The following is a 23,921-nucleotide window of genomic DNA, read 5'->3' as shown; positions in this document are numbered from 1 at the left end:
CCACCATTCAAGGCCGAAAGGGGGTCGGCGGCTCCCGCCCAAAGGCAGTCATTGGAAGCTGAAGTCGGTTTGCCTGTAAGCCACCATTCCGTCATCGTCTGGGCATGAATCACATCTATGCCAGCAGCGACGACTTCTTCCATGATCTGGGCTTGCTCATTGAGGCTTGGTGCGACCGTCGCTGCCTCCACGCGTTAGCCGACGTGCTACCGGCCCTCACTTCATTTAACGGATTGACGGACGGCTGGGGTGAACTGGCTGCCGCGTTGAAGTCTGCATTCCTGTCGGAGGATGCCCTGACCGGCGATGAGCGCCAGATGGTCGGACAACTCCGACGTGCAGCAGAAGACGCAGTTCGTCGGCGCTGATCCACCCGTTCAGTCGTCGATTTCCTGGGGTGTGTCCTCCACAGCGGACGGCCCGCTATCCACCCACACCAGACAAAGGTTGTATGACTATACACGCCCAATTGTAGACGTAGCAAAATGACATTACTCTACGACGATGTTTGCCACGTTGCTCGCACTTTCTTTTCTACCGGTAAGCCAGGCGGCTGATGGACCAACACGAACTAGTTTGTCACAAACAATCTACTACGCAAGTACTGCCGCCAGTGGCAGCCGTTTTTATGACCGCAAGCGGAGTGCGCGTTACGGACAACAGTTTAAAAAGCGATACGGTAGTCGGATTGCAGCTTTGCTCAACTATCACATAAAAACTTCAGGTCTCGACCCGGATTTCTTCGTCACATCAAGCTGTCGCCAGTCTTTTCAAAGTGGTTCTCGGCAGAATGAGCAACATGCAAACGCATTATCCTTTTCGAGAGAACACTTCGCAATCTTGAACAGCGGTTTGGCCCTAGTATCAACGGCAGCTAACTACCATTCAAGGCCGAAAGCTGGTCGGCGGCTCACGCCATTTGCGGACGTTGCAGGATGCTCTTGATGCTCGACGCGAATGTTTGACTTCTTCTGGCACCTACGTGGTTCGGTGTGTCTAAATGACGCGGACGCCGATGCTGCACTAAATCGCGTGGAGCAACTGCTACAGCGCCAAAGAAAACACGTAAGCGAGCGCGGCTCGGGTTATCTCGCTTTCGACGACCCTCTTTGGCGTAACCCGTTTGGGCCGAACTGGCTCGCACTGGTGATTTACGACCGTGGACGGTTCTGGGTTGAAAAGGGGGGCAACGGGCGGAGGTTGCGCTACGATCTGCGAAGTCTTCATGGCATGGTTTTCTGCTTGTTCGCTGCGTGTACCGCATTCTTCTTCGGGCTGGCCGGCAGCGGCCTTCCTGGAGGTTTGAAGTTCGCTGACGGAGCGTTCGCATGGCTCTACGGCATGAACGTCTTTCTGGCTCTCGTCCGAGTGCCATTCTCTATTCGTAAGGCTGTTAAGAGCGATTAGGCCGACTCTCCACCCCCACCCGGTCTTCCATCGTGCGCGGCACCGCGCCGGAAAGCGGACGGGCTGCTCATGCCCCTTGCGGACATTCGAGTATCAGTTAGCCTGTTCGAGTGAGTGATCAGGGCTACCAAGGCGGTACGACGAGCGGCGGAAGGTGGGGCTGTGCGTCAGCAGCAGTCCTCGCCATTCCCCTCTTCCTCTTTCTGATGGTCGGCGATGCACTTGGTGATTGCATTCCAGGGGAGCCGTGCCGAAAAGGCTTTCTGCTGCATGTCTTTCTGCCGACTGCGATCGTCCCTCTGGCAGTCGGGTTAGGTGTGCGGGCGTTCGTGAACCGATGGAAGCGGAGCGGCAGCTAGCCACGACTTTTCAGACAAAAGCAGCCTGTCGGTTCACGCCAACCTTCCAGACATTCATCAGCGCCAGCATAGTGACTCAATGCTGATCACATCGCTAGTGCTCGTCGGCTTCGTCACAGGCGTTCTCCTGATTACGGGCGCAGTCGCGGCGATCTGCCGCCTCGTCACTAAGAGCCGCGCCGTGTCATTGATGATCGGAACCCTCGCTATACCTACTCTGATCTTAGCTTCCTTGGCCTATTGGATGCTTACGATGGGGGCCGACGACGTCCCACCGGGTATGGTCATCATCGGGAACTTGATCGCCGTTGCAATCATCATGCCTCTAGCGCTACTCGCGAGTAATCTGACTAATCGCTTTTTGGATCGTCGCGCTTTGCGGAACGTCGGCTAACCACAACATTCTGGTCGTCTGATATGCCGGCTCAGTCTCCCGATATCCGACGTTCCGATCACGCCCACTTGCCGACATTCGAAAGCCTTGGCATCATCAAGGATGACGAACCATTCTCGGAATTTTGAGGGCCGTAGATTGAGTGAGCGCAGCCGCCCCGTGCCTCAGCGATTTCGTATCGCTCGGCGGTGGCAATGGATTGCAGCAGCCGCCTCAGGCCTGTTTGCTCTCGCCTGCTTTGTGGGCTGGCTCTTGGGGTATCTATGGCCATCCGCATTCGGTCTCGTCACCTTTCTTCCAAGCGTCTGGCTGTTTAGCGTCAAGTGCTACAACTGCGGCTGGCCAGCCTTCACCGACTTCAAAGCGGAGGAACGTCTTAAAGACGACGATCGGTTTTGGACCCGCTTTTGGGTAAGGAATATGGCGGTGTCACACTACCGCTTCCCTGCTCATGCACCAAGTGCAGTGCCTCTTTCGTCTGAAGTAATGCCTTTGGTCAACGTCCGCTAACCACCCCTTCTCAGACAAAAGCGGCCTGTCGGCTCGCGCCAACCTTGTGGACATCGCGAAGCTAGCTGTGCTGCGGCCATGCGCGGATTAGGCAGCTATCCAAGGTGGGTTTCGTTGGCAGTTGGCGGTGTCTGCCTCGCTGCGGCTTTCGTCGCTAACGCTTCAAACCACTCCGTAGTCGGCTTCGGCCTGCTCATTTGCGGTATCGGACTCATGATACCGCATCGTTAGCGCCCCACGATGTAGCGAGCGTCCGCTTTCCACCCCTTCTCTGACAAAAGCTGCCTGTCAGCTCACGCTCGCCTGAGGCCATCAAGCGGCCTTCAATTTCTCCTGAACCCTACGACGGTGTCTAAGCCATAGTGCTATTAGCAAGTAGCAGATGGCGGATGTGAGGCTCGACACAGCTACCGCATCTAGAAAAGCTCCGGTAGGCGATGCATAGGTTCCGCACACAATAATGGGACCGACGACGGCGAACACGACGGGGTGCCGCTCTATCCATCCTCCGCGAAACCAAATGAAGACGGCTAGGGCGACCATCCAGGGAATCGACAATATCCCTCCTAGGAAGAGCCCCAATCCACCGGCTGAAAAGCTGAACCCAGCAGTGGTCCCGATTGAACCTGCCATGCCACTCGCCCAAAGACCGATCGCGTGAGCAATGACCACCTTTCCTGCGATCGTCGATCGAGAAGACGAGTTCTTCATATCACAAGTATCAGACACGATCGTCCTTCTGGCAACGTCCGCTATCACCAATTGCGGACGTCGGCGTAAGACGATCAGGGGTGCTTAAGCAGCCACAAGACGCGCTTAGAACCCCGGATGGATATTTGCGCCATCACTACTGTGATGAGGAGCCACCCGGCGACAGCAGCGACGAAAAAGATCGGATGCGAGGCCCAAGTTACATGCGTGGCTCCCCTGCCGGGCCAATCTAATCTGCTCGTAAGCAAGGCTTTGACGATCTGGTAAACGCCAAGAACGCATAGGCCAGATATGAACAGAAGCCGAATTGCCATCCCCCTAGGCGATCGCGCCTTCCAATCTTCTCCACCCTTCATTCGCATTGGATAACATAGAAGATTATCGCAGGGAAGGAAGGGCAGCTACCCAACATTTCGAGACTAAAGCGGCCTTTCCGAACACGCCCACTTGCAGACATTAATATTTTAGCAGCAGTTAGCGCGCATGAAGGTGAGATGCTGACTGCTCTCCTTCTACTGGTTGCCGTCCAGACTCCTGCGTTGCCGATCATCAGCCCCACGCGGTATAAACGCTATCGGACGGTGGCGCATGGAACGCCGAAGGCGCTTGAAGCGGCCAGAGTGGCTGCTGAGCGTTGTGGGTTAAACACGTCCTACGTGTTCGACAACGGTCGAGAAACGCCCTACCTTTCTGTCCCATCTGAATTGCTTGATGGCGACGCAAGACGGTGTCTGAGGACATGGGCAAATGCACATACCGCGCTTAAAATTGGGTGGGTTATTCCATAAAGTTGCTCGACGCTTGAGGTCCGTTTCCCAACCTTTGCAGCCGAAAGCAGCCTGCTTGCTCACGGCCCACTTGCGAGCGTTCATCGCATACGAGTAATCACCCGCGATGCAGGCAATAACGGATGTATGAGATGTGGCGACCGTTGGCGGCGATGCTTCTCGTTGGAGTTGCAAGCCAATCAGCCGCTGAAACTAAAGGGATGGTAAAGTGCAAAGCGGTCGGTAGCTGGGGATGTAACGACGAATTAATTTGCATTGACGGAGCTGCTCACCGTGGTGAGAGATACCGGATTTACTTCAACCGGATGATCTTGCGTGGGCCACGGGGTGCGTCATCGATCCAGCCAGCCATTCGATCTGATGGATATCACGAGTGGACGTTTTCTGGAGGTGGTCGGCTCAGATCACACGGGCGGCTTGAGCATCCCGGTGACGAGAATCGCGACTACGACACCTATTGGCTATATACCGCAGATGCTCCGCACAGCCCTATCGAATTATGGTGCGACGTTACATCATCGAACGGCAGATAACCCCCACTAGCGGACGTTCACGTTCGAGACTAACATAGGCGAATGTGGGATGAAATCGCTGTCTCGACATTGGTAGGACTCGCTGCGGTCGCAATCGCGGTCGCAGCAGGGCTCGCTTTTCTCAAAAAATCCAAAGCACGCACAACGCTTATATTCAGTTGGACCTCTCTACCGTGCCTTCTTGTGATTGCAGCAAGTGTGGCAACCGTCCTCGACCACGGCTTCGACGCCACGGCATTCTTTGATTTCACCGCCGTGTTTAGCCTGTTTCTGTTACCTCCATGGGCGCTGTTGACGTTGCTGCCCTTCAATCTCGTTCGGCGTTGGCGCGAAATCGGCTCGGGCATTCGCTACGGCACAGGCAGCTGACCACCGACTCCGGTCATTCACTCAGCCGATCGTCCCGCCCAAAAGCGGACGTTCCGCTTACGCCCGATTGCGTTGAAAAAGTCGTCTGATGGGCGTGCCGGACGGCAGCGATAGCTGCAAACGAATGGAGTCGCCGGTTTTCAGGTTGCCGCCAGCTGCGTGGCGAGGCTGATCTTTGCCAGCTTGCGTAGGTTCTGGGCGGCAGCGGCTAGGTGGAACTCGTCTCGTGCACCGTTCGGGCCACGCAACCGCAGCCGGTCGAGCCGCATGATGCGCTTCAGGTGAGCAAACAGCATTTCGACCTTCTTGCGCTCGCGGCGCGAGGCGATCCATTCTTCCTCTTGCGACAGGGCCCGAGCCAGATCGCGTGCGCCTTCGTGGATCGAGCGGGTCACCTTGCGCGCCGGCAGGATGGGCGTGCATTGTGGCTTGAGCGCGCAACTGCTGCAATCCTGCTGCCGGGCTCGGTAGCGAATGAAGCCGTCCTTGTCGGCCTCAGGGCGCGGCGAGGCGAAGTTGCGGTTACGTGGCCGCAGGCGCTTGCCTGCCGGGCACACATAGCTGTCGTCCTCGTGATCGAAGGTGAAGTCGCTGCGCTCGAATGCGCCATCGCTCCTAGCGGACTTGTCGAAGACTGGCACATGCGGCTCGATGCCACGCTCGTGCACGAGCCAGGCAAGCATGCCGGCAGAGCCGTAGCCGGTGTCGCCGATCAGCTTGCGGCGCCATAGGCCATGGCGATCCGCTGACCGCTCGATCATCCGCTTGGCCGCAGTTACCTCAGCCTGGCGCACCGCCGTGCTCGCCTCGACATCCACGATTACCGCATTGTCAATGTCGATCAGGTAGCTGGTGGAATAGCAGAAATCGGCGCGACCGCCGTGCGCTGCAGTATAGCGGGCCGCTGGATCGACAGGCGAGACGCGTTTGGGCTCGACCGGCGTTGCACCACCAAAGACGGCATCATCGAGAACGGCGAGGTACTCCTCAACGGCCCGCCTTGGCTGATCGGCGGGCAGGCCCTGAGTTCCCTCGACATAGATCTGCCGATTGGCCTCAGCGCGGATCAGGCTGGCATCGACCGCAAAGCCATCGCCTCCAACCAGTCCTTCGTCGATGCAGCGCCGCACAGTGGCTTCGAACAACTGCCGGAACAGATCACTCTCGCGAAAGCGACCATGGCGGTTCTTGGAAAAGGTCGAGTGATCCGGCACGTCGCCGTCCAGACCCAGGCGGCAGAACCAGCGATAAGCCAGGTTGAGGTGCACCTCCTCGCACAGGCGCCGCTCCGATCGGATACCAAAGCAGTAGCCCACGATCAGCATGCGCAGCATCAGCTCAGGATCGATCGAGGGACGGCCGATCGCGCTGTAGAACTTTCGCAGGTGTTCACGCATCTCCGACAGGTCCACGAACCGATCGATCGCCCTCAATAGATGGTCGGCAGGCACGTGCCGGTCCAGGCTGAACTCGTAGAACAAGGCTTCCTGCGCTACCCGGCGTTCGCCCATCATCGCTTGGTGTCCTTCAGCATGACAATGCTGAATCAGAGCCTCACCACGACTTCAAGGCCGAATTTTTCAACGGCATCGCCCACTTGCAGACATTGGCGAGCGCTCGAAGGGCAGCTATCCGACAACTGAGGCATAGACGGCGACGTTTCGAGCAAGACGATAAAGTTAGCGCAAGCCATTTCACGGTAAGCACCATCACAGTAGAGCCCTACCTACCCTCCTCAGTCGATGACGATGCCTCCCAGCCCATTAAGCCATTGGCGGTGATGAGATAGCGACCCATGGCATACATCTTGACTTTGCCGTTTGTTCGCGACGGCCCAACGTAAAAGATCACTGCGACCACATCTGGACACCGGTAATAGACCCAAGCCGACTGTTCGTCCGGGCGAGGGCTAACGAGCCCTGCTTTCTGAAAGCTGCACGGCTCGAGGGCGCGAAATGCGTCTGCCGCTGATATTATATCCTTCCCGTCCACGACGCGCTTGTTCCAAATCCCCGCATGAGGGCCTCCATTCACGACACCTCCGTAGCCTTTTACTTGCGGCACCGTTGGCTCGGCTAGGGCTTCAGCAATGCTACGATTGTTATCGGCAACGGCATTTAGGAACGAGAGCACAGCCCCGGTGGCCTCCTGAGCACGAGACTCGCATACCGTTGTAATGGATGCCATCGCAAGCATCATCGCTATCAGCCTAAGGGTCACTCGAATGCCTTGCTGATTAGGTTTCCGCGAGCGGCCTATTGCCTCTAAGCTGAAATGCCAATGTCCGTTCTCCACCATCTCGAGACGAAAGGGGCCTTTCCGAACACGCTGACTAAGCCGTCGCTCCGAGGTTCGGTACGAACCCCTGAAACCTGCCTTCCTTTCATATCTCAAGGCCGAGCTGTCAATTGCAGATTATAGGGCCCGAGCCGGCTAGCCTTTGCGAGGGGAAAGTCTTGGATTCCGGCCCGACCGCTTCGGGCGAATCAGTGTGGATTGCTGCCGTTCAGTGGCGCTGGTAAGGGCCTGTCGACAAAACCTGCAACAGGCATTCTCGTACGCTTTGCCAAGGCGACAGGATTTGTCGCCTACCGTCGAGACCGAGCGACGTATTCGGAGACGGGTGCCAATCAAGGCACGACAATCATGTGTTTTACGACAAAAGGTCGCAGCAGCTGCCGACCAGACCCAGTCGTTCGGCGCCATCTCGGCCACCGGCCGCTTCTGATGAAAGCCGTCGGTGTTACTGTCCAAGCCGACGATCCAGAAACCGCACGAGAGCTTACTGTTGCCCGCGACAGTAATTCGAACCATGGTAGACGCGACACTTAGGTCGAGGAGGACGTGCATGCTCAGAAAGATCGTATTGCTTGGCGCGCTCCTCAGTGCCTCGCCGGCTATTGCGCAGCTTGCTCCCGGCGTTCGGATACCGCCCGAGATCGGTGCGGCTTACGGAAGACTGGGAACGGCTATGATGGCTCATAACGCAGCAGGTGTCAGAACCGTTTGGGCCGAAGATTTCGTCGTCAATTCGCCAAACAAGACAGTCATCGGACGCGAGGATGTTATTAGCGTCATGGAGCAAGACTTTCTCGATTATCGGGACTTCCACAAGCACATCACATTCGTGGGTGAGAAACCGGAGGTGACGGTGGTGATGGGATATGACACCATGATCCCGATTAAGGGTCCAGGCGCTGGCAAGCAGGTAATGCGGCCATTTACGGACATCTGGGCAAAGCGAAGCGCGGGCTGGCAATTGATCGCCCGTCAGGCGACAATCGCCACAGAAGATCAGAAGTGAGATCGTCCGCAAGCCCGGCAACCGTCGACCAGACCCGGTCGTTTCGATAAGCCGCAGCGAACGTCTGCTCCTAACAGAAGCTGCCGATGGAATGCTTCTAAGCGAGCCGGCAGGAAGCCGCCCGAAGATCTGCCGTGCAAATCCTATTATGGCACGTCCCTCACCGTCCGCGAGTTGGCGTGGCGCAGCGAGCCGGGCAAGCCTGAACAGTATGAGGATGAGCATGTGGTGCAGATGATCGAAAGGTTTGAGGCGTCCGCCGAATTCTCGGGAGTTCAAAGGTCGGAGCGCTGTTCGGAACATCGACATGACGGGACGGGCTTGCTTCCGTTGTGGCGGGTGCAGCGTTCCAGCCCAGTGCGCCGGTATCCACATCGGCGTATCAAGGTACTCGCGCTCGCTGTCCTTTAGCCATAATGTAGGACGAAGGGGGTATCATGAAATTTGCGATCATTGCGCTGGTAACGACTGCGCTTGTCCCGGCGAGCGCCTGGGCAGCAACCGACAAGCCGCTTTCGGCGCCGGCACCAGCATGGGTCAAGCCAGTCCCTGCACCGAGCGCAGCACCCGCCGATGACCAGGGCGCCGTACAGATCCTGCTCCAGGATCAACAGATCGCGTTCGTGCCAGGCAAGACGAGCAGCTACGCGGAGACGGTTGTGAAGATCGCGAAGCCGGAAGGTCTTGGCGTCGGAAACCTCTCGTTCGCCTGGGATCCCGAACGGCAGGTGCCGACCGTTCACAAGCTGCTGATCCGGCGCGGCGACAAGGTCATCGACGTTCTAGCTTCCGGGCAGACCTTCGCTGTCCTGCGGCGGGAGACCAACCTTGATGCGGCAACTCTGGATGGCGTGCTGACTGCCAACATCCAGCCGGAAGGCCTCCAGGTCGGCGACGTGATCGACTTCGCCATGACCATCGAGAGCAGTGACCCGGTCCTCAAGAATCATGTCGAGGCAATCGCGGGTGGGTGGAACGGCGCATCGATGATGAAGGCGCATGCACGGCTTCAATGGCCCGCCGAAATGGCGATGCGCCTGCGTTCGACAGGAGATCTGCCGAAGTTGAAGGCTGCCGAGGACGGTAATCTGATGGTCGCGGAGGTGACCCTCGGTCCAGTTAAGCCATACGTCGCACCCAAGGGCGCTCCGCTCCGCTTCCAGTTCGGTCGGCAGCTCGAGGTGACGGACTACCGCTCCTGGGGAGAGCTGGGTGCAATAATGGCACCACTTTACGGCAAGGCCGCCGCCATTCCAGCTCAAGGCGCTCTGCACGACGAACTGGAGAAAGTCCGCAGTGCCTCAGCAGATCCGAAGGCCCGCGGCGAAGCCGCACTCCGCTTAGTGCAGGAACGAGTCCGCTACGTCGCCCTGCTCATGGGCGCCGGTGGCTACGATCCTGTCTCCGCCGAACTGACCTGGAGCCGGCGATATGGGGACTGCAAGGCCAAGACCGCTCTGCTGCTGGGATTGCTGCGTGCACTGGGGATCGAAGCCGATCCCGTCGCGGTCAGCGCCCCCTCGGGCGACGGGCTAGACGGGCGATTGCCGGCCGAAGGACTGTTCAATCATGTGCTCGTGCGGGCGATCATTGCGGGTCGGACCTATTGGTTGGATGGCACGCGTACCGGCGATCGCTCGCTCGATCGGCTTGCCGTTCCTGATTACGGTTGGGGTTTGCCGTTGATAGCGCATGATGCCGCGTTGGTCCGCATGACTCCCGGCCCCCTCGAGATGCCGGGCGACGAGACGAACATCCGAATCGATGCAACCGCCGGCCTTACCGTGCCGGCACCGGTCACTGTGGAGCAAGTTTTGCGGGGCGACTATGCCGCAAGCGTCAACGCGACTTTGGCAAACCTCAGCGGCGAAGCTCGCGATCGAGGTCTGCGCGGCTACTGGCGGCAGCGCTTCAACTTCATCGACGTGAAGGACGCCAAGGCCATCATTGATCAAGATAAGGGTGAGACCAAGCTCACGATGAGCGGCCTGGCCACTATGGACTGGAGTTCGGGACGATACGAAACCGACGAGACCGGGGTTGGCTACGAGGCGGACTTCCAGCGCGAGCCAGGCCCCGACGTGGATGCCCCATTCGCTGTCCCCTACCCCATTTACGACAAAGTGACGGAAATGGTGCTTCTGCCTGCGGGGTTTGCCGGTCACAAGGCAACGAACTCGCGCGACGTCGATCAGACGGTCGCAGGTATTCACTACGTGCGGGAGACCTCCTTTTCCGGCACGACGTTCATGGTCAGCAGAAGCCGGCGCAGTGTTGCACCCGAGTTCGCGGCGAAGGACGCACCGGCGGCTCAGGCAGCGCTCCGTGAATTGGCGAACCATGCCATCTATATCGGTCGCCCATCGGAATATATCCCAACGATGGCAGAAGCAGATGCAGGCATCGCGGCTAAGCCGGACAACGCCAATGCCTATATTGATCGCGGCAACCTTCATCTCAATGAGGGCGAGTACGATCTCGCGATAAGCGATTTTTCCAAGGCCGCGACATTGGACCCCAAGGATCCTTGGGCTCTTGCCAACCGTGGTCTGGCCGAGGTTTCTCAGGAGCGCTACGCCGCCGCGACCAAGGATCTGGACGCCGCTGCGGAGCTTGACGCGGGGAACCCCGTGATATTCCGTGCGCGCGGTGCGATGGCCGAGCAACAAGGTCGTTACAAGGACGCCTTGGCGGCCTACGATCGGTCGCTCGAACTGGACCCCGGCAATCGTTACGCCATCGGGCGTCGGATCGCGACCAGCCGTGCGATGGGAGACGAAGCCTCCGCCCTGCGTGATGCGGCCGCTGCGATCGCGAGGCGAGGCGATGACGTCGAGATGTACCTGCTGCGCGCCAACATCTTCCGCAAGCAAGGCAAGCAGGAGGAGGCGCTTGCGGAAGCCGCTGCACTCAGCCGGGCAAACCCGAACAATGTCGAGGCCCAGGTGACGGCAGGGCGTATCTATGATGGGTTCGGCAAGCAGCAGGAGGCGATGGCAGCATTCGATCGCGCCATCGCGATCAAGCCAGAGTCATACGTCTATCTCAATCGCGCGCTTTCCCGACCTAAAGCTGACCTGAATGGTCGCCGTGCCGACGTCGATACCGCTTTGAAGCTGGATCCTCGCTCGAGTGCTGCACTGGCTGAAAAAGCGCGCGTGCAGACCGATGCTCGCGATTTCGAGGGCGCGCTCGCGACAGCGGCTACGGCTGTCGCAGCACAACCAAAAAGTTCGTATGCTCTCGTCCAACGCGGCATCGCTTATGAGCGCGCGTCGAAGCCAGCGCTGGCGGCAAAGGATTTCGACGCGGCAAAAGCGATGGCGCGTCAGCCTGCCGAGCTCAACGGCATTTGTTGGGCGAAGGCTGTTGCCGGGGTTGCGCTGGAACGCGCGCTTGTTGAGTGCGACACCGGATTAGCAGGTGCGCCCGACAGTGCCCCGATCATGGACAGCAAGGGGTTAGTCCTGCTCCGCCTGGGGCGGGTCGACGATGCGATCTCAATGTATGACGCTGCTTTGACCAAGACGCCTCAGCTGTCATCGTCGCTTTACGGACGTGGCCTCGCGCGATTAAAAAAGGGTGATGCGGCGGCAGCTGAGCAAGATCGCAAGGCAGCACTGGCAGCCGATCCAGATATCGTCGAGACATTCGCAGACATGGGGCTGACGTGGCGCGATTAGGCAGGTCTGATCGACAGCCCTGAGTCGCGCGGACTCTACGACGTGTGCAAGTGGCCTTGAGCCGCACATACCATGAAGCTTGCTCTTCGCCTCGCGCTCGATGATACTCTTATCGAGTACTCTTGCTTGCGATCCTCACCTACTGCCGATCGGACTCCTGTTGCGCGCAACTCCGCCTTTTAGCGCTAGGCGCAGTAGCCCGAAGCGGGATCGTGGGCCAGGGGCTGCTCTCCCCCTTCGTCGCGCTTGCGGCTTGGCAATGTGACTCTGCACGCGTCGACTGCGCGAGCGCAGGTGTCTCTGCCGACATATAGCAGTTGACCGGAGCCGCAATCGGGACAGGCTTGTTCGGCGATCTTGCACGGTAGCCTTCCCTGTCGACGGCTTTAAGCAGCGCGTTAATTTCGGTTAACAATTCGTAGAGCATCTGGCACACTGCGCTTTATCTACACCCGACAATGTCCGCTCCGAGCGGGAGCTGGCCATCGTCGTGGCTTTTATGAATGACCGCTTTGTCCAAATTTAAGCCGTTCCGAGTTGCTGAATTTGGCCGTGGGGGCACCGAACAGCTCATATGCAGTGGGGCGAATCTGTTTTCGGCGCAGTCAAGCGCACAGGAGTTGCGACCTTCTGGCGTCAGCCGATCCGCTGAATAGCTGACCTGCTGACTCCGAACTGCTTTGCCAGATCTCCCAAAGAAGCCCCTTTAGCGCGACGTTGCTTTACATCTTGTTGCTGTTGAGCGGTCAAACTAGAAGGCCGGCCAAGCTTCTTCCCTTCGGCTTTCGCACGAGACAGTCCGGCCTGCGTCCGCTCCACAAGCAAATCGCGCTCGAATTCAGCCACCGCTGCAATCACTGCCATTGTCATTTTGCCGGCAGCGCTGGTGAGATTGACGCCACCAAGCGCTAAACAATGGACACGCACGTGCATCTCAGCTAGCCGCTCGACTGTCGCGCGTACATCCATGGCGTTGCGGCCGAGACGGTCGAGCTTCGTGACGACGAGCACGTCATCCCAATCCAGCTTGTCAATCAGCTTCCGGAAACCTTCACGCTCCATCGCTGCCGTCGATCCGGACACTGTCTCGGCAAATACGCGACGCGGCTCTATGTCGAACCCAGCCGCCTTTATCTCGAGCAGCTGGTTCTGGTGTGCCTGCTCGATTGTGCTGACGCGACAGTAGGCGAATACCCGTGCCATAAAATACCTGTATCGAAAATGTGCATCGAATAATGCGTTGTATCGAAACTCAGGTCAAGCTAACTTTCGACACAAAGCGGGGGCATGTATCGAAATCGCTCGTTTTCGCGACGCCTTCGACGCGCACTTAAGCTGCGAGCTGTAATGATCGCTCGATTTGCACTGGCAAGAAGTGGGACTTTCCTGCCAGTCGTAGTCGAACGAGGGAACGTCCGGTTACGCTGAAACAGGTCATCCGCGGAGCAGCGCAAGCTCTCTCTCCTATGACCGCGTTTGCGGACGTTTGGGACTGTCCGGACTCATGCACTCGACCTGTGTGAACTGCCATTCGTTCAGGCGCGCAGCGCGGCTTTCATCACTATCACGCTTAGGTTTCTGTCTCCATTCTGATGGGCAGTAAGCAAGTCTGTTTCGCCGACAAACCGCTACCGCATCGACGCTGCGATTGTTATTTGTACGCAATGGCCCAGATCACTTCGCTCGAACTTTACTATCGCTTCGTCGCCATCATCGATCAGGCGACTGCGGATAAGGACATCTATGCGGTTCCCAAGGCCGCCGAGGCGATCGGGATGGTCGGCGGCGAGGAACCTCAGACCATGAGTCAGCGGTGGAACTACCACTACACCGACGGTTCGGGCATCGAGCTCCACGTCCATGCGCGATGGTGGGATAGCTCAAAGCCTTTTTCTATCGAGCCGGACATTCATGTGATGCGGGCGGAGTTGAAGGGCACTGCCTCGCCGTTCGTTCACGAGCGCCGATACGAGACGCCTCTTTATGGCTGAGCCAGTATCATGAAGTGCTTCCGCATCGACGAGAGCGGCTACACAGGATTCGATCTTCTCAATGCCGATCAGCCCTTTCAGGGAGCGACAGCGCTCGCGATCGACGATGACGAGGCGGCGCGGCTGATCAAAGCGCACTTCCCGACGCTGCAGGCGACGGAACTGAAATATCGGGCCTTGTCCCGCCGACCGGCCAACCACCCCCGGCTGCTGGCACTTCTGGGCGATCTGCTGCGCGACTTTCAGAGCGTGACCTATGTCTGCGACAAACGCTTCCTGCTGACCCTCATGTTCTGCGACTATGCGGTCGAGCCATGGTACTACGCCCGCGGGGCGAAATTCTATGAGGATGGCCAGAACTATTCGATGGCCTCGCTGCTCGCGATGGCCGGACCCGTTTTGCTAGGCAAAGCAGAGCTGGCGGCCCTGCTCGCTGCTTTTCAGCGCGCCGTGCGCGAGAAATCCCTCCAGGCGCTCAAGGATCTTGTTGCCGCCGCGCGCCGGACAGACTGGAAGCAATTCCCCGAAGCGATCGGGCCGCTTGCACGCGATGCCTGTCCAGACTGCCTCTCAGCGATCGCAGCCCCTGGCGTCACGACCGATGCGGCAATGGTGGTGCTGCAATCGCTCATCAGCCGGATGGAGGTGATGAGCGACGGCCCCTACCAAGTCGAGCATGACCAGTCGAAGAATCTCAGCACCTATCATGACCTGCTGCAGCGCTTCATAGATCATGAAGGCGAAATCGAGCTTCGGCAGTCGAAGATCGCTAGCTTCAAGTTTCCGCTGAAGCTAACCGACGTGCGGCAGGTCGATTCCAAACTCAGCCCCGCCGTCCAACTCGCGGACGTGATGATCGGCGCGGCGATCGAAGCGGGTATGTCCTTGGCCGGTCTGCGCTCAGGCGGGCTGAACCCTGACGAGCTGCTGCCGCTCTATGCCGATGATCAGTTCATCCATCTCGTGCCGAGCATCGATTTCGAGGCGCAGAAAGAGTTTCGACGCGGCGCGCAGGCTGAACAGGTCATCGACTATTTCTCCACGCATTTCGCGGCAAAATCCGGCAGGCAAGTCGGCTGATGAGCAAAGGGGGGCGAAGCCGCGATGGATGCATCCTATTTCCTGAAGAACCGTACCGCGCTCATCCGCACTTTCTATTCGACCGGAGCCCAAGGCTTCGTTGATGTGAAGCAGAAGATCGAAACGGGGCAGCCCCCGTTCGACGATCCGCCTTACAGCGAAGATCCCGAGCCGCCTTACCTTGCCGAATGGATTGACGCAGAGACCGCCTTGGAAATTCTCGGCATGGCTGCGCTGTCGATGCTTTCGGAATCGTTGAAGCTATACCTCAATACGCTCGCGGACCGCGTCATTGGCTTCTCGTTCGACAATCCGAAAGCTGCGTTCAAGCAGGGCTTCGTGCCGGCCTATTTTTCCGCGCTCGGCGAAATCCTGGAAACCGATTGGAGCGACTGCCCGGTCGATCGCGGGTTGATTGAGCAGATCGTCCTGGTTCGAAACCGCGGGCAGCACGGCGAGCATCTTTCGACCTTCGCCGTGACATTCGATGCGGCGATGCTGGAGAAGCATCCTCGGCCGTTCTTCGTTAGCGAGGAAGAGCTGTCGACTCTGACAACGGAGGACGGTTCGCTGGGCTCCCTGCTCTTGCCGACGATCCGAGTGACGGCGGCGGGCCTCCAAACGGCCATCGACGAGGTCGATGCGCTGGCGGACTGGATCGAGGGCCGGCTCGACCGCGCCCACGCGTGGCGTCTGCGCCAGCGTAGCGAGCGCGAGGCCGGAACATGACGGTAGCGAAGTTCTTCAGCCAAGGCGAGCTCGAAGCCATTGCGGACGCGCTGGGTCACATGGACATTCCTGATCACGTCGCAACAATCAATTCGCACTGGAAAGTGGTTGTAGGACATAACCGCTGAATATGATCTTCCTGCAATTAAGCCCGGAGAGGATCGGCGTGATCGTATCGAAATCCTCGCTCGTCGAGACGATCACCTGTTGACTGCCAAGTCGGTACTGGGCCGCCCGTTCCAGTAACTCCCCAAAGCTTACTTTCGAAGAGGATTGCTGCCTCGGTTCATCGAGCACGAGCAGGCCAGGATGACCGGTATCGTATTCCTGGCTGAGTTCGAGCAAGCCTAATTGATAGGCCCACTTCAGGCGTATGGCATCGCTCGCCGACGTTTCGAAACCAATCTCGTAACCTTCTTTTTGCGGCCGGTAGCTATCTTCGTCGATGGTCAGTTCGTCGGGGGAGAATGTCGTAAAACCGAACGCGCGGGCAAGTTGCCGTAGCGAGTTAGTCAGAGCAGCCAGTTTCGCGCGGTCGTCCTGGCTCATTTTGTCAGATGGGAGTTCGCCGAGCGCTTCGTGAAGATCTCCGAGCTCAGCCGCAAGCGTGTGCAGGCGGCCGGCAGTTTCGTTCAGCATCGCCACCAGGCCATCAAGGTCGCGGATGCGCGCTTCCGCGCGGACCCGCTCTTCGATCACTGCCGCTGACGGCGCTCCAGAGGGCCCCTGTAGATCCGCGCGGACCGTACGGATTTGCGCATAAAGATCGGCTATCTTTCTCCCTGCCGCGGCTTCGAGCTCCTCGAGGCGGCGCTGGTCGCCTTGTTCACGAGCGAGGATATCGCCGAACATTCTCAGCTGTGAGCGGATATACTCAATATTATCGTCGATCGGCATGACCGCTTCGAGCACTTCCTGAGACAGCAGAGCATCCACGAGGCTCTGCTCACATGTCGGGCAGTGGTCTGGCGTGAGCTTGCCAGAGCTTCCGGAATAGCGCTGCAACCGCTGCACGTCCTGATTTTTGACTAGGTCCTCCTTCAGCAAGGCGACCCGGCGTTCCAAGGAAGCGATATCCGCGTCTTTGAGCTGTCTCGCCTGGTGGATTTCGATGCGCTCCAGGTTCGCGCGATCCACATCGCGACCTAGCGTATCCAGTTTTTCGGAAAGTGCTTCGGCGGTAGCTCCCACCGTCGGCACATCGGCTGCCAACAAGGCTAAAACCCGCGCGCGAAGACCCGCTATCAGCTCATCAACTGGCGTCCATTGTTCTGCTTCGAAGATCGATAAGGACCACAGATCAATCTGCGCGGCTTCGATTGTCGGGGCCTTGGGAAGACTGCTGAGCTGACCGCCGTTGCGCCGTGCCAGCCGGTCCATTTCGTCGAGTAGCACCCGCCATGCCTTGGCGTTCTCGGCAATCTTTTCTAGCAGGCGCTGCCGCTCGAGCTCAAGCTTATGCACGTCGAGGTTCATGATAAATTCGACCGCCCGCTTCTGAACTTCGCGTACGCGGAAATAGGTCGGAATGGCCGCGGGAATTTGCGACCATCCGGTTTTCTGCTCGACCCAAAAAAGCGGAAATACCGTCTCGAGTGGCAGCTTGCCTTCGGGGCCCTCATATTTGCGAACCGCGGGCATGTCCCAGCCCATGAAATCCTCAAGGAAATGCAGGAAACCGTCTTCGCGCTGAAAGGCGCCAGGGTCGCGAACGAAAAACTGCCGCGATTCAAAGCGCTCGCTCGGCTGCGACAGAAGCGGGCCGAAGAAAACAGTCACGAGCCGGGTATCCACCCCGAGCTGTTTGACCGGGCGGTGCACGGTCACGACTGTGCCCGCTCTGTTTTCAATCTCAAGCTCGACATAGGAACTCGAAACCTCGAGCTGGCTTTCATCGTCCCTGAGTAGGTAGCTGGTCATCGCATGCGGCAAAGGCACCGCCCGGACCGGGCTGAGCATCTTCTCAAGCCCGAGCGCATACAGCATCGCCTGCATGCACGTTGATTTTCCTTTGGTGTTGTCGGCCCAAATGACATTCAAGCCCGGTTCGAAGGGAAAGTCCGCACCATAGGGTCCCGCGCTCGTGTGGGCGCGCATGCGCAGATGCCTTAGGCGCAAGGTCATAGCAGCGTCTCCATTCGCCAGATCCGGCCAACGATCTCTTCGGTGAGGCGCATGGCTACGACTTGAAGAAATTCGCGCTCATTGGCGAGCACGTCGCGGTTGGCGTCGATAGCGGAGGCCATCTCCTGGCCAGCTTGCGTAAGCGCAACCGACTTGCCCTTGCTTACCGTGACATAGTTCAGCCCGTGGGCGAATGAAACGGCACGGTTGAGCCAAGGCTCCACGCGCACCTGAATTTCGCTCGTTTTCGCCTCGCCGCGCAGAACCGCGCGGACTTGCTCACGGCTGTCTTCGGTCCGAACGGCGTGGGCCAAGAGCTGGAGCTTCAGAAAGCTTCCCTTCTTGCCGCGGCTATAGAAGAGACTGAGAAGCACCACGCTGATACCCCACGACATCCGCAGGTCGCCTGCCACGGGCTCGGGGCGGCGTGTGAAGGAGAAGGCGGCTCCCTGGAGTGCTTGAAGGAACACACTGTCAGCTGGCATGGTCGGGGAAATCCAGAGGGCAACGCATGATCCACTCGGAGATCGTGCCGAGTGCAATCTCCTGCGCATTCGCATCGGAAAGCGTAGGGGCGGACTCCTTTATCGCGCTCGTGAGCGCCGCGATTTCGGAATGAAGAATGTTGCTGGGCAGGGTTCCGCCCTGCGGGCCAGCGAAGTTCAGTGTCCGGGCGCGCCGCTGGATGGCAGCCGCAACCTTGTCATGAAGATCGGGCGCGCTGCGCCGCAACGCATCTATTAGGACATTGCCCAGCAAAAAGGCTTCGACACCTTGTGCGACAGCCACCCCCACCGCCGGCCCGCTCACGCGTTTGCCCAGTTTGGCCGCCGCGTTGACGAGAAGGTCAGGCGACCCTGCTTCCCAATCCTGAAGCTCCTGGGGGGTCGGCGCCGGAACATTGAGAGACAGGTTCGCCAGCCCCGCCATGGCCTCTTGCAAGGTTTTGCCCGGGAAATGGCTCTGATCCTGAATCAGGACTTCGAACGAGGCATCCAGCAAAGGCATGTTCAGCGCGCGCATGTCGGCCGTTTTCTTGGCGCAATGGAGATTGACGTCCTTGCTGTCGTGGTTCGGGACAAGGAGCACCCAGGCCTTCAGCGGGGCTCCCAGAAGCAGTTTTGAAACCTCAGCAGCCCCTCGAACCAGCTTCCTCAAATCGGTCGTGATTTTGTCCTTCTGGCGCTGCGCGCGAACGTCGATGTTTACCGGTTCGGTGACTGCGTAGCATTGATAGATGACCGAGTCGGAAACGCAGTAATAGTCCACACCGAGATCGCCCTGGTGATCGGCAGGGACTTTGTGAACATTCAGCACCCCATGCCGGGAGTGCAGAAGGCTGTGGGAGAATTCTTCCCAGTCATTGGGATCCCACTGATATATGACGCCGGCCACTGCCCCTCCCCAACTTCACCGTGCCCCCGCCGTCTCTTGCACGAACAGCAAGAGAGCTCAACCAAGGGTAAGCCGGGAAAGGAAAGATGGGTCGGGTGCTGATAACCCTACCCGGTGGCAGCCCAGTCGAAATCGACCGCAATCTCGAAGCCGCTCTTAACTTGAACGCAACGCGGATACCGGCATGAGGCGGCGCTGGGGATCATACGCCGCCGCCCATCTTGTCGGCGTCGTTAACGTAGTCTTCCAGCAGTCCAAGGCGATCAAGCAATCTGTAGGGATTACGGCTGGCGGCATTGATGTCGTCTTCCTCTGTGATACTGCACCAAGGGCAAAGTTCGCGACCTTCGGCGACAGGTTCACTACAGTTATCGCAGGTATTCTCCGCGATTTTAATGCTCTCGGTATCAAAGACAAAGCTTTGTCCCGACGCATCTCTAAGAAATGGTGATCCATGAGACTTGCCGATGACAGCATGGTACCAGTCTAGATTGTTATCCTCTGCGATCTGGCGACTCGCCTCGACAACTGGCACAGGGGTCTTGTGGCCGACGACGATGGACGTGACGCTTTCGATCGGAATGAAGAGAATGCGATTTCCAGCAACGTCCTCGCTAAAGTTGTTCTGATCGACCAGTCGGCATTCTTGCTCGTAGGTCCAGGAAGTGTGCTTGGAAAAGTAGGCGTGGAGGAGCACCGCGTTGCGCAACATGTACACATACCTAGCCTTTGCGATCTCGACGGCGCGCTCAAGAAGAGGAACAATGCTCGGGTCCGGGTCGTTCCTGTAGCTCACGTCGTGAATAGCGATCTTTTCGAAATGCTCGCCCATCGCTTTGGCATCGAATTCCAGTACGAAACCAGAATGGTCGTTGGCATAGTGCGCCCACATTGGCGTCACGATTGGGGACTTGGAGAAGCACGTTGTGGGATACTGTGGAAGATCCTGAACGACATCACGATATGTCGCCAGATGGTGGGGTGGAACCGATAGGTCGACACCTAAGAAAAGCTCGTAAGGATCGTTGTAATCCTGAGGATAGGAGCATTTTACGCCGCAGAAGCCGTCGCGCTGAAAAACGAGTTCGAGGACTTCGCTCGAGAAATATTTGTAGAGCATTCTCGCCAACTCACACCTCCTGAATGTCACCACTGGGTTTCCAGCTAGGCGCTGACATCGATGGAGGGTGGGAGACGATTGCGCAACCGGCGCCCCATAGCCGAGCCGCGGGATAAGATTAATGTATGGCAGGTATTAGGGACAAGAAATTTCACGCCGAACGGCAGCAATGTCAGCGGCTTCGGGCTCTGTCCTCACACAAACGCCAATGGCGGGTTTCAGTGCAAGCCGACGTTCTAGAGGATGCCCCGGAACGACGTGTTGTGGTCGATAGAGGACCTGGCGAGTTGACCACGCTGATGAGGACGCCGCGTCAGCAGCGTAGCAACATTTGCCTCAGGGTCCGGGTCTTCGGCGAAAGCCATACGGCGGTCAGCATGATCGACAGAACGGCGATGCCAGTCCGTCGATCATGCGTCCTCCGACGTAGCTATGCCGGCTGCAAAGTCGGCATTTCGTCGAACGTGCGCCCGCGCAGGAGGCGTCCCGTCGCCTTTTTGTTGGTCCCACCCCACTGCTTGAAGAAGAAGGCCACGCCGTGGCGGCGGCACAGCGCGCGCAGACGCAGGACCCAACGCTCCTCCATCGGCCGAGCGCCCGGTCCAGACTCCCCGCCGACGATTGCCCAATGTATGCCGCTAAGATCTGCGGATTTGATTCGTCCTACGAGCGGCTCGAAGGAGATAAAGCGGATCGCTGCGGGTGTCTGCTGGAGTTCGGCAATCCGATGCACAACCTCTTGGCTCTCGACGCTCGTGCCAAGCCAGACGTTGGGCAACACCTCAAACTCAGGCTTCGACAGAACAGCGCGCATGCGCTCAGGCCGCTTGGTGAGCACCTGATAGGTATGCCCGGGCGTCGCCTCCATGACCTTCCAGACCTTCAGGATGTAGTCCTCGGGAACCGCTTCGTGGAACAGGTCGGACATGGAGTTGACGAAGATCAGCCTGGGCTTGCGCCACCGCTTCGGGGCCTCCAAAGTGCCTTGATCCAGGGACACCCGGCCGGTCCACTTGGCCCGGCCACCCGACTTGCGGGTCAGGCCCTGATACTTGTCCATGCCCATGGCGGCGAGGCGCCAAGCAAGGCGGGCTGCGTAGCAGTTGGTACATCCAGCCGAAATCGCCGTGCAGCCTGCAACGGGGTTCCACGTGGCATTCGTCCATTCGATTGGTGAGGAAAAGGACATCTCGAATTCCTTGTGCATGTCGATGTGAAGTGGCTTGCACTAGCCTGCCGAGGCTTCGTGCATCGGAGTGTGGCCGTGCCCGCATTGACGTGCGGCCGCGCGGGCTTGAAGCTCACGCTGCCCGCCGCCGGGCTGAGGTTCTGGCCTCTTGTCGCAGCCTTGAGGGGCGGACGCTGCCGTCCGCCCCCTTGCGAACGCGCTTACTTGCGGGTGCGGATCACCGGCAGGTTCCAGCTCTTGCGGTTGAGCGCGCGCATCACGTCGGTCCAGAACGAGCCGATCGCATCCGGGTGCAGCAGTCGCGAGGCCGCCGGTGCTTCGGCGGCACACTGCGCACGGGCGGTGTTGATGAGGCCCGTGCGGATCTGGGCCCCGAAGCCGCCGGCGAAGGTGGCGTCCTCCAGGCTGAGCATCGAGCGGATCATCGCCATGCGCAGGTAGCGGGATGGACGATCACCAGACTCATTGTCGTTGATGAAGCCGCGCTTGCCGTCCTTGCCCTCGCGCCAGCTTTTGCAGCGGTCTGGCGCCTTGCACATGTAGGCGGCCACACGTGCGAGGTTAATGTCGTCCGTGTCCACCGGACGCACGTCGAAGATGGGAATGTCGGTGAAGTTGGGCTCGAAGTGCTTCAGGTGCTTGGCAATTGCTACCTGCGGATCGGGATCACCTTCGCGCAACAGCACCACGGCGTGGGTGTGGCGCTGCAGCATCTGCCCGCCATCGGGGTGACCGTGGCTATTGAAGATCGCCAGTTCATGCACGGCGAAGTAGTCGCGGGACACGTCGCGCAGGAAGGCCTGCTCACGCGCCAAGCTCCCACCCAGATCAATGTCGGTCTTGGCGTGCGAAGTCAGGCCTTGGCCGGCGATAATGGTGATGAGGTAGATGCGGAGTGCGCTGTCCCCCTCCACCGCACGCAACATCCCCGTCTGGAGGTGCTGACGGCCAAGATCAAGGACGACGCGCATGGTGAGCATTGGCGTCGACGTGAATACCTCGCCTGCGATGATGGCGTTCAGCGCCGGACGGTACGGGTCCAAGGCCTTCTTGCGCGCCGTGGCACGCAAGCACTTGGCCTCGAAGGCATCGAAGGTCTCGGTCTGCCAGGCTACGATCTCAGGGATGGTGTCGAGCATCGGCAGCGTGACGATGCCCTCAGGCAGCTTCGAACGATCGAACTTCTTGCCCTTGCCGCCCTTCGAGCGGTTCGGCTTCTTGCTCTTGCCGCTAGAAGAACCGGTCAGCTTCTTGTTCTTCTCGCGTTCTGCCTCTCGCAAGCGATAGATCAACGACGTCTTGTCGGGCGGGGGCGCATCCAGATCGAAATCGTCCAGGTCATCCGATTCCTCGAGATCGCTCAGATCGTCGAGATCGAGATCATCATCCGGTTCGTCGAGGTCGTCGTTGATCCAGACTTGGCTGCTGTCGTCGCGATCGTCTTCAGGCACTTCCTCGTCATTGCTGTGCTCAACGTCCCACGTCTTCTCGGACGTCGTAGAACCAAGATCAATCGGGCCTTCGTCATCGATGTCGAAGTCGTTGGCATCGTCGACCTTGGGAGGGTCGATATGCACGCCCGCGAAAATGGAATCGACAGGCGTATTATCGATGACGCGAATGTCCTTGGTGACCTTGGGGGCCTTGCTCTGCTTGGCTTTGATGCGCTTCATACGGGCATAGTGGCTGGCACCCTTGCCAGAGCCCTTACCGCTACCCTTGCCAATGCCTTTACCAGGGCCCTTGCGCTTGATGCGGCCTTTGGCGTTGAGGCTGCTCTTCAAGCTGCCCAGACCAGAAGTAATTTTGCTCATGAGAAATTTGCCTTCAGTAGGCGCAAAGAGGCGTTCCCAGGGCGTGTAAGTGCCCTGAGGGGATATCTTGCCGTTTGCGCATGTGTTGAAGTGAACTATACGTAGAGCGTCAGCGGTTCTTCCGCTCACGCTCTCGCACTACACGATCAGATTCTCCTGAGAGTGATCGCGTGTGCTGGTGCCAAGATGCGCTTAGCCTTCGGCGAAAGCCTTGATGGATGCGAGAGTGACCAGCGTCTTGCGGCCAGCCTTGCGGCGTTCCAACACGCCTTCGCGCAGGTACTGGAACAACGTGGTGGATCCGATGCAGAGCAAGGCGCGCGTGGTCTTGGTGTCAACGAGCAAGGGCTCGCTGGGCAAGACGCGTTCGGCCTTCCGCTCGGCGAGTAGGGTATCGAAGTTCATGACGTTCTCCTTTGTG

General features: G+C 58.8%; 16 protein-coding genes. 7 read left to right on the top strand and 9 right to left on the bottom strand.

The window, feature by feature from the left end:
* Window positions 1-957: 957 nt before the first annotated feature.
* Together ACHWRX_RS08175 and ACHWRX_RS08170 are read left to right on the top strand one after the other, a co-directional pair.
* Complete coding sequence (locus ACHWRX_RS08175) at window positions 958-1,407, top strand: hypothetical protein (protein ID WP_394658822.1); 450 nt, start codon at window positions 958-960, stop codon at window positions 1,405-1,407.
* Window positions 1,408-4,744: 3,337 nt separating this feature from the next.
* The gene (locus tag ACHWRX_RS08170; protein ID WP_394658821.1) at window positions 4,745-5,071 is read left to right on the top strand and encodes a hypothetical protein; all 327 of its coding nucleotides are present in this window, start codon (window positions 4,745-4,747) and stop codon (window positions 5,069-5,071) included.
* Between the two features lie 140 nt (window positions 5,072-5,211).
* On the opposite strand, the gene ACHWRX_RS08165 is transcribed toward ACHWRX_RS08170, so the two are convergent.
* Window positions 5,212-6,585: a transposase gene (locus ACHWRX_RS08165; RefSeq protein ID WP_394658820.1), complete on the bottom strand. Its 1,374-nt coding sequence runs from the start codon at window positions 6,583-6,585 to the stop codon at window positions 5,212-5,214.
* A 1,334-nt stretch (window positions 6,586-7,919) separates the two neighbouring features.
* Here ACHWRX_RS08165 and ACHWRX_RS08160 point away from each other — a divergent pair.
* The gene (locus tag ACHWRX_RS08160) at window positions 7,920-8,375 is read left to right on the top strand and encodes a nuclear transport factor 2 family protein (protein WP_394658819.1); all 456 of its coding nucleotides are present in this window, start codon (window positions 7,920-7,922) and stop codon (window positions 8,373-8,375) included.
* 437 nt (window positions 8,376-8,812) lie between these two features.
* On the top strand, window positions 8,813-12,058 hold the full coding sequence (locus ACHWRX_RS08155; RefSeq protein ID WP_394658818.1) for a tetratricopeptide repeat protein: 3,246 nt from the start codon (window positions 8,813-8,815) through the stop codon (window positions 12,056-12,058).
* Window positions 12,059-12,694: 636 nt separating this feature from the next.
* On the opposite strand, the gene ACHWRX_RS08150 is transcribed toward ACHWRX_RS08155, so the two are convergent.
* Window positions 12,695-13,261, bottom strand: a complete 567-nt coding sequence (locus tag ACHWRX_RS08150; RefSeq protein WP_394658817.1) for a recombinase family protein — start codon at window positions 13,259-13,261, stop codon at window positions 12,695-12,697.
* Between the two features lie 461 nt (window positions 13,262-13,722).
* Between ACHWRX_RS08150 and ACHWRX_RS08145 the strand changes: the two genes are divergently transcribed.
* Genes ACHWRX_RS08145 through ACHWRX_RS08135 form a run of 3 tightly spaced genes read left to right on the top strand, consistent with a single transcriptional unit; the run spans window position 13,723 to window position 15,858 of the window.
* On the top strand, window positions 13,723-14,049 hold the full coding sequence (locus tag ACHWRX_RS08145) for a hypothetical protein (RefSeq protein WP_394658816.1): 327 nt from the start codon (window positions 13,723-13,725) through the stop codon (window positions 14,047-14,049).
* Between the two features lie 9 nt (window positions 14,050-14,058).
* The gene (locus ACHWRX_RS08140) at window positions 14,059-15,129 is read left to right on the top strand and encodes a DUF3800 domain-containing protein (RefSeq protein ID WP_394658815.1); all 1,071 of its coding nucleotides are present in this window, start codon (window positions 14,059-14,061) and stop codon (window positions 15,127-15,129) included.
* 24 nt (window positions 15,130-15,153) lie between these two features.
* The gene (locus ACHWRX_RS08135; RefSeq protein ID WP_394658814.1) at window positions 15,154-15,858 is read left to right on the top strand and encodes a hypothetical protein; all 705 of its coding nucleotides are present in this window, start codon (window positions 15,154-15,156) and stop codon (window positions 15,856-15,858) included.
* A gap of 87 nt (window positions 15,859-15,945) precedes the next feature.
* Here ACHWRX_RS08135 and ACHWRX_RS08130 read toward each other — a convergent pair whose 3' ends face one another.
* The 7 genes from ACHWRX_RS08130 to ACHWRX_RS08100 form a co-directional block, all read right to left on the bottom strand.
* Window positions 15,946-17,982, bottom strand: coding sequence for a hypothetical protein (locus ACHWRX_RS08130; protein ID WP_394658813.1), 2,037 nt, complete (start codon window positions 17,980-17,982; stop codon window positions 15,946-15,948).
* Window positions 17,979-18,467 (bottom strand): hypothetical protein, encoded by a 489-nt coding sequence (locus ACHWRX_RS08125; RefSeq protein WP_394658812.1) that lies wholly within the window; start codon window positions 18,465-18,467, stop codon window positions 17,979-17,981. Before ACHWRX_RS08125 ends, ACHWRX_RS08130 begins: the two co-directional genes overlap by 4 nt.
* Window positions 18,457-19,377, bottom strand: a complete 921-nt coding sequence (locus ACHWRX_RS08120) for a hypothetical protein (protein ID WP_394658811.1) — start codon at window positions 19,375-19,377, stop codon at window positions 18,457-18,459. Before ACHWRX_RS08120 ends, ACHWRX_RS08125 begins: the two co-directional genes overlap by 11 nt.
* A 202-nt stretch (window positions 19,378-19,579) precedes the next feature.
* Window positions 19,580-20,497, bottom strand: a complete 918-nt coding sequence (locus ACHWRX_RS08115; protein ID WP_394658823.1) for a DUF2971 domain-containing protein — start codon at window positions 20,495-20,497, stop codon at window positions 19,580-19,582.
* A gap of 430 nt (window positions 20,498-20,927) precedes the next feature.
* Entirely contained in the window at window positions 20,928-21,704 is a 777-nt protein-coding gene (locus ACHWRX_RS08110) for a DUF5131 family protein (protein WP_394658810.1), read from the bottom strand.
* A gap of 182 nt (window positions 21,705-21,886) precedes the next feature.
* Window positions 21,887-23,500 carry a hypothetical protein gene (locus tag ACHWRX_RS08105; protein WP_394658809.1) on the bottom strand — a complete coding sequence of 538 codons (1,614 nt, stop codon included), beginning with the start codon at window positions 23,498-23,500 and terminating at the stop codon, window positions 21,887-21,889.
* A 192-nt stretch (window positions 23,501-23,692) separates the two neighbouring features.
* Window positions 23,693-23,905: a hypothetical protein gene (locus ACHWRX_RS08100; protein ID WP_394658808.1), complete on the bottom strand. Its 213-nt coding sequence runs from the start codon at window positions 23,903-23,905 to the stop codon at window positions 23,693-23,695.
* Between the last annotated feature and the right edge of the window lie 16 nt (window positions 23,906-23,921).

The sequence above is a fragment of the uncultured Novosphingobium sp. genome (assembly GCF_964277725.1).
Taxonomy (GTDB): domain Bacteria; phylum Pseudomonadota; class Alphaproteobacteria; order Sphingomonadales; family Sphingomonadaceae; genus Novosphingobium; species Novosphingobium fluoreni.
The sequence above is the reverse complement of the archived record's forward strand: the minus strand, read 5'-3'. Positions and strand labels throughout refer to the sequence as shown.

Coding starts and splice junctions, on each gene's coding strand:
- ACHWRX_RS08135 (WP_394658814.1), top strand. CDS start 15,154: ATGGATGCATCCTATTTCCTGAAGAACCGTACCGCGCTCATCCGCACT.
- ACHWRX_RS08160 (WP_394658819.1), top strand. CDS start 7,920: ATGCTCAGAAAGATCGTATTGCTTGGCGCGCTCCTCAGTGCCTCGCCG.
- ACHWRX_RS08165 (WP_394658820.1), bottom strand. CDS start 6,585: ATGATGGGCGAACGCCGGGTAGCGCAGGAAGCCTTGTTCTACGAGTTC.
- ACHWRX_RS08175 (WP_394658822.1), top strand. CDS start 958: ATGTTTGACTTCTTCTGGCACCTACGTGGTTCGGTGTGTCTAAATGAC.
- ACHWRX_RS08130 (WP_394658813.1), bottom strand. CDS start 17,982: ATGACCTTGCGCCTAAGGCATCTGCGCATGCGCGCCCACACGAGCGCG.
- ACHWRX_RS08150 (WP_394658817.1), bottom strand. CDS start 13,261: ATGGCACGGGTATTCGCCTACTGTCGCGTCAGCACAATCGAGCAGGCA.
- ACHWRX_RS08140 (WP_394658815.1), top strand. CDS start 14,059: ATGAAGTGCTTCCGCATCGACGAGAGCGGCTACACAGGATTCGATCTT.
- ACHWRX_RS08155 (WP_394658818.1), top strand. CDS start 8,813: ATGAAATTTGCGATCATTGCGCTGGTAACGACTGCGCTTGTCCCGGCG.
- ACHWRX_RS08170 (WP_394658821.1), top strand. CDS start 4,745: ATGTGGGATGAAATCGCTGTCTCGACATTGGTAGGACTCGCTGCGGTC.
- ACHWRX_RS08115 (WP_394658823.1), bottom strand. CDS start 20,497: ATGCTCTACAAATATTTCTCGAGCGAAGTCCTCGAACTCGTTTTTCAG.
- ACHWRX_RS08125 (WP_394658812.1), bottom strand. CDS start 18,467: ATGCCAGCTGACAGTGTGTTCCTTCAAGCACTCCAGGGAGCCGCCTTC.
- ACHWRX_RS08100 (WP_394658808.1), bottom strand. CDS start 23,905: ATGAACTTCGATACCCTACTCGCCGAGCGGAAGGCCGAACGCGTCTTG.
- ACHWRX_RS08145 (WP_394658816.1), top strand. CDS start 13,723: ATGGCCCAGATCACTTCGCTCGAACTTTACTATCGCTTCGTCGCCATC.
- ACHWRX_RS08110 (WP_394658810.1), bottom strand. CDS start 21,704: ATGCACAAGGAATTCGAGATGTCCTTTTCCTCACCAATCGAATGGACG.
- ACHWRX_RS08105 (WP_394658809.1), bottom strand. CDS start 23,500: ATGAGCAAAATTACTTCTGGTCTGGGCAGCTTGAAGAGCAGCCTCAAC.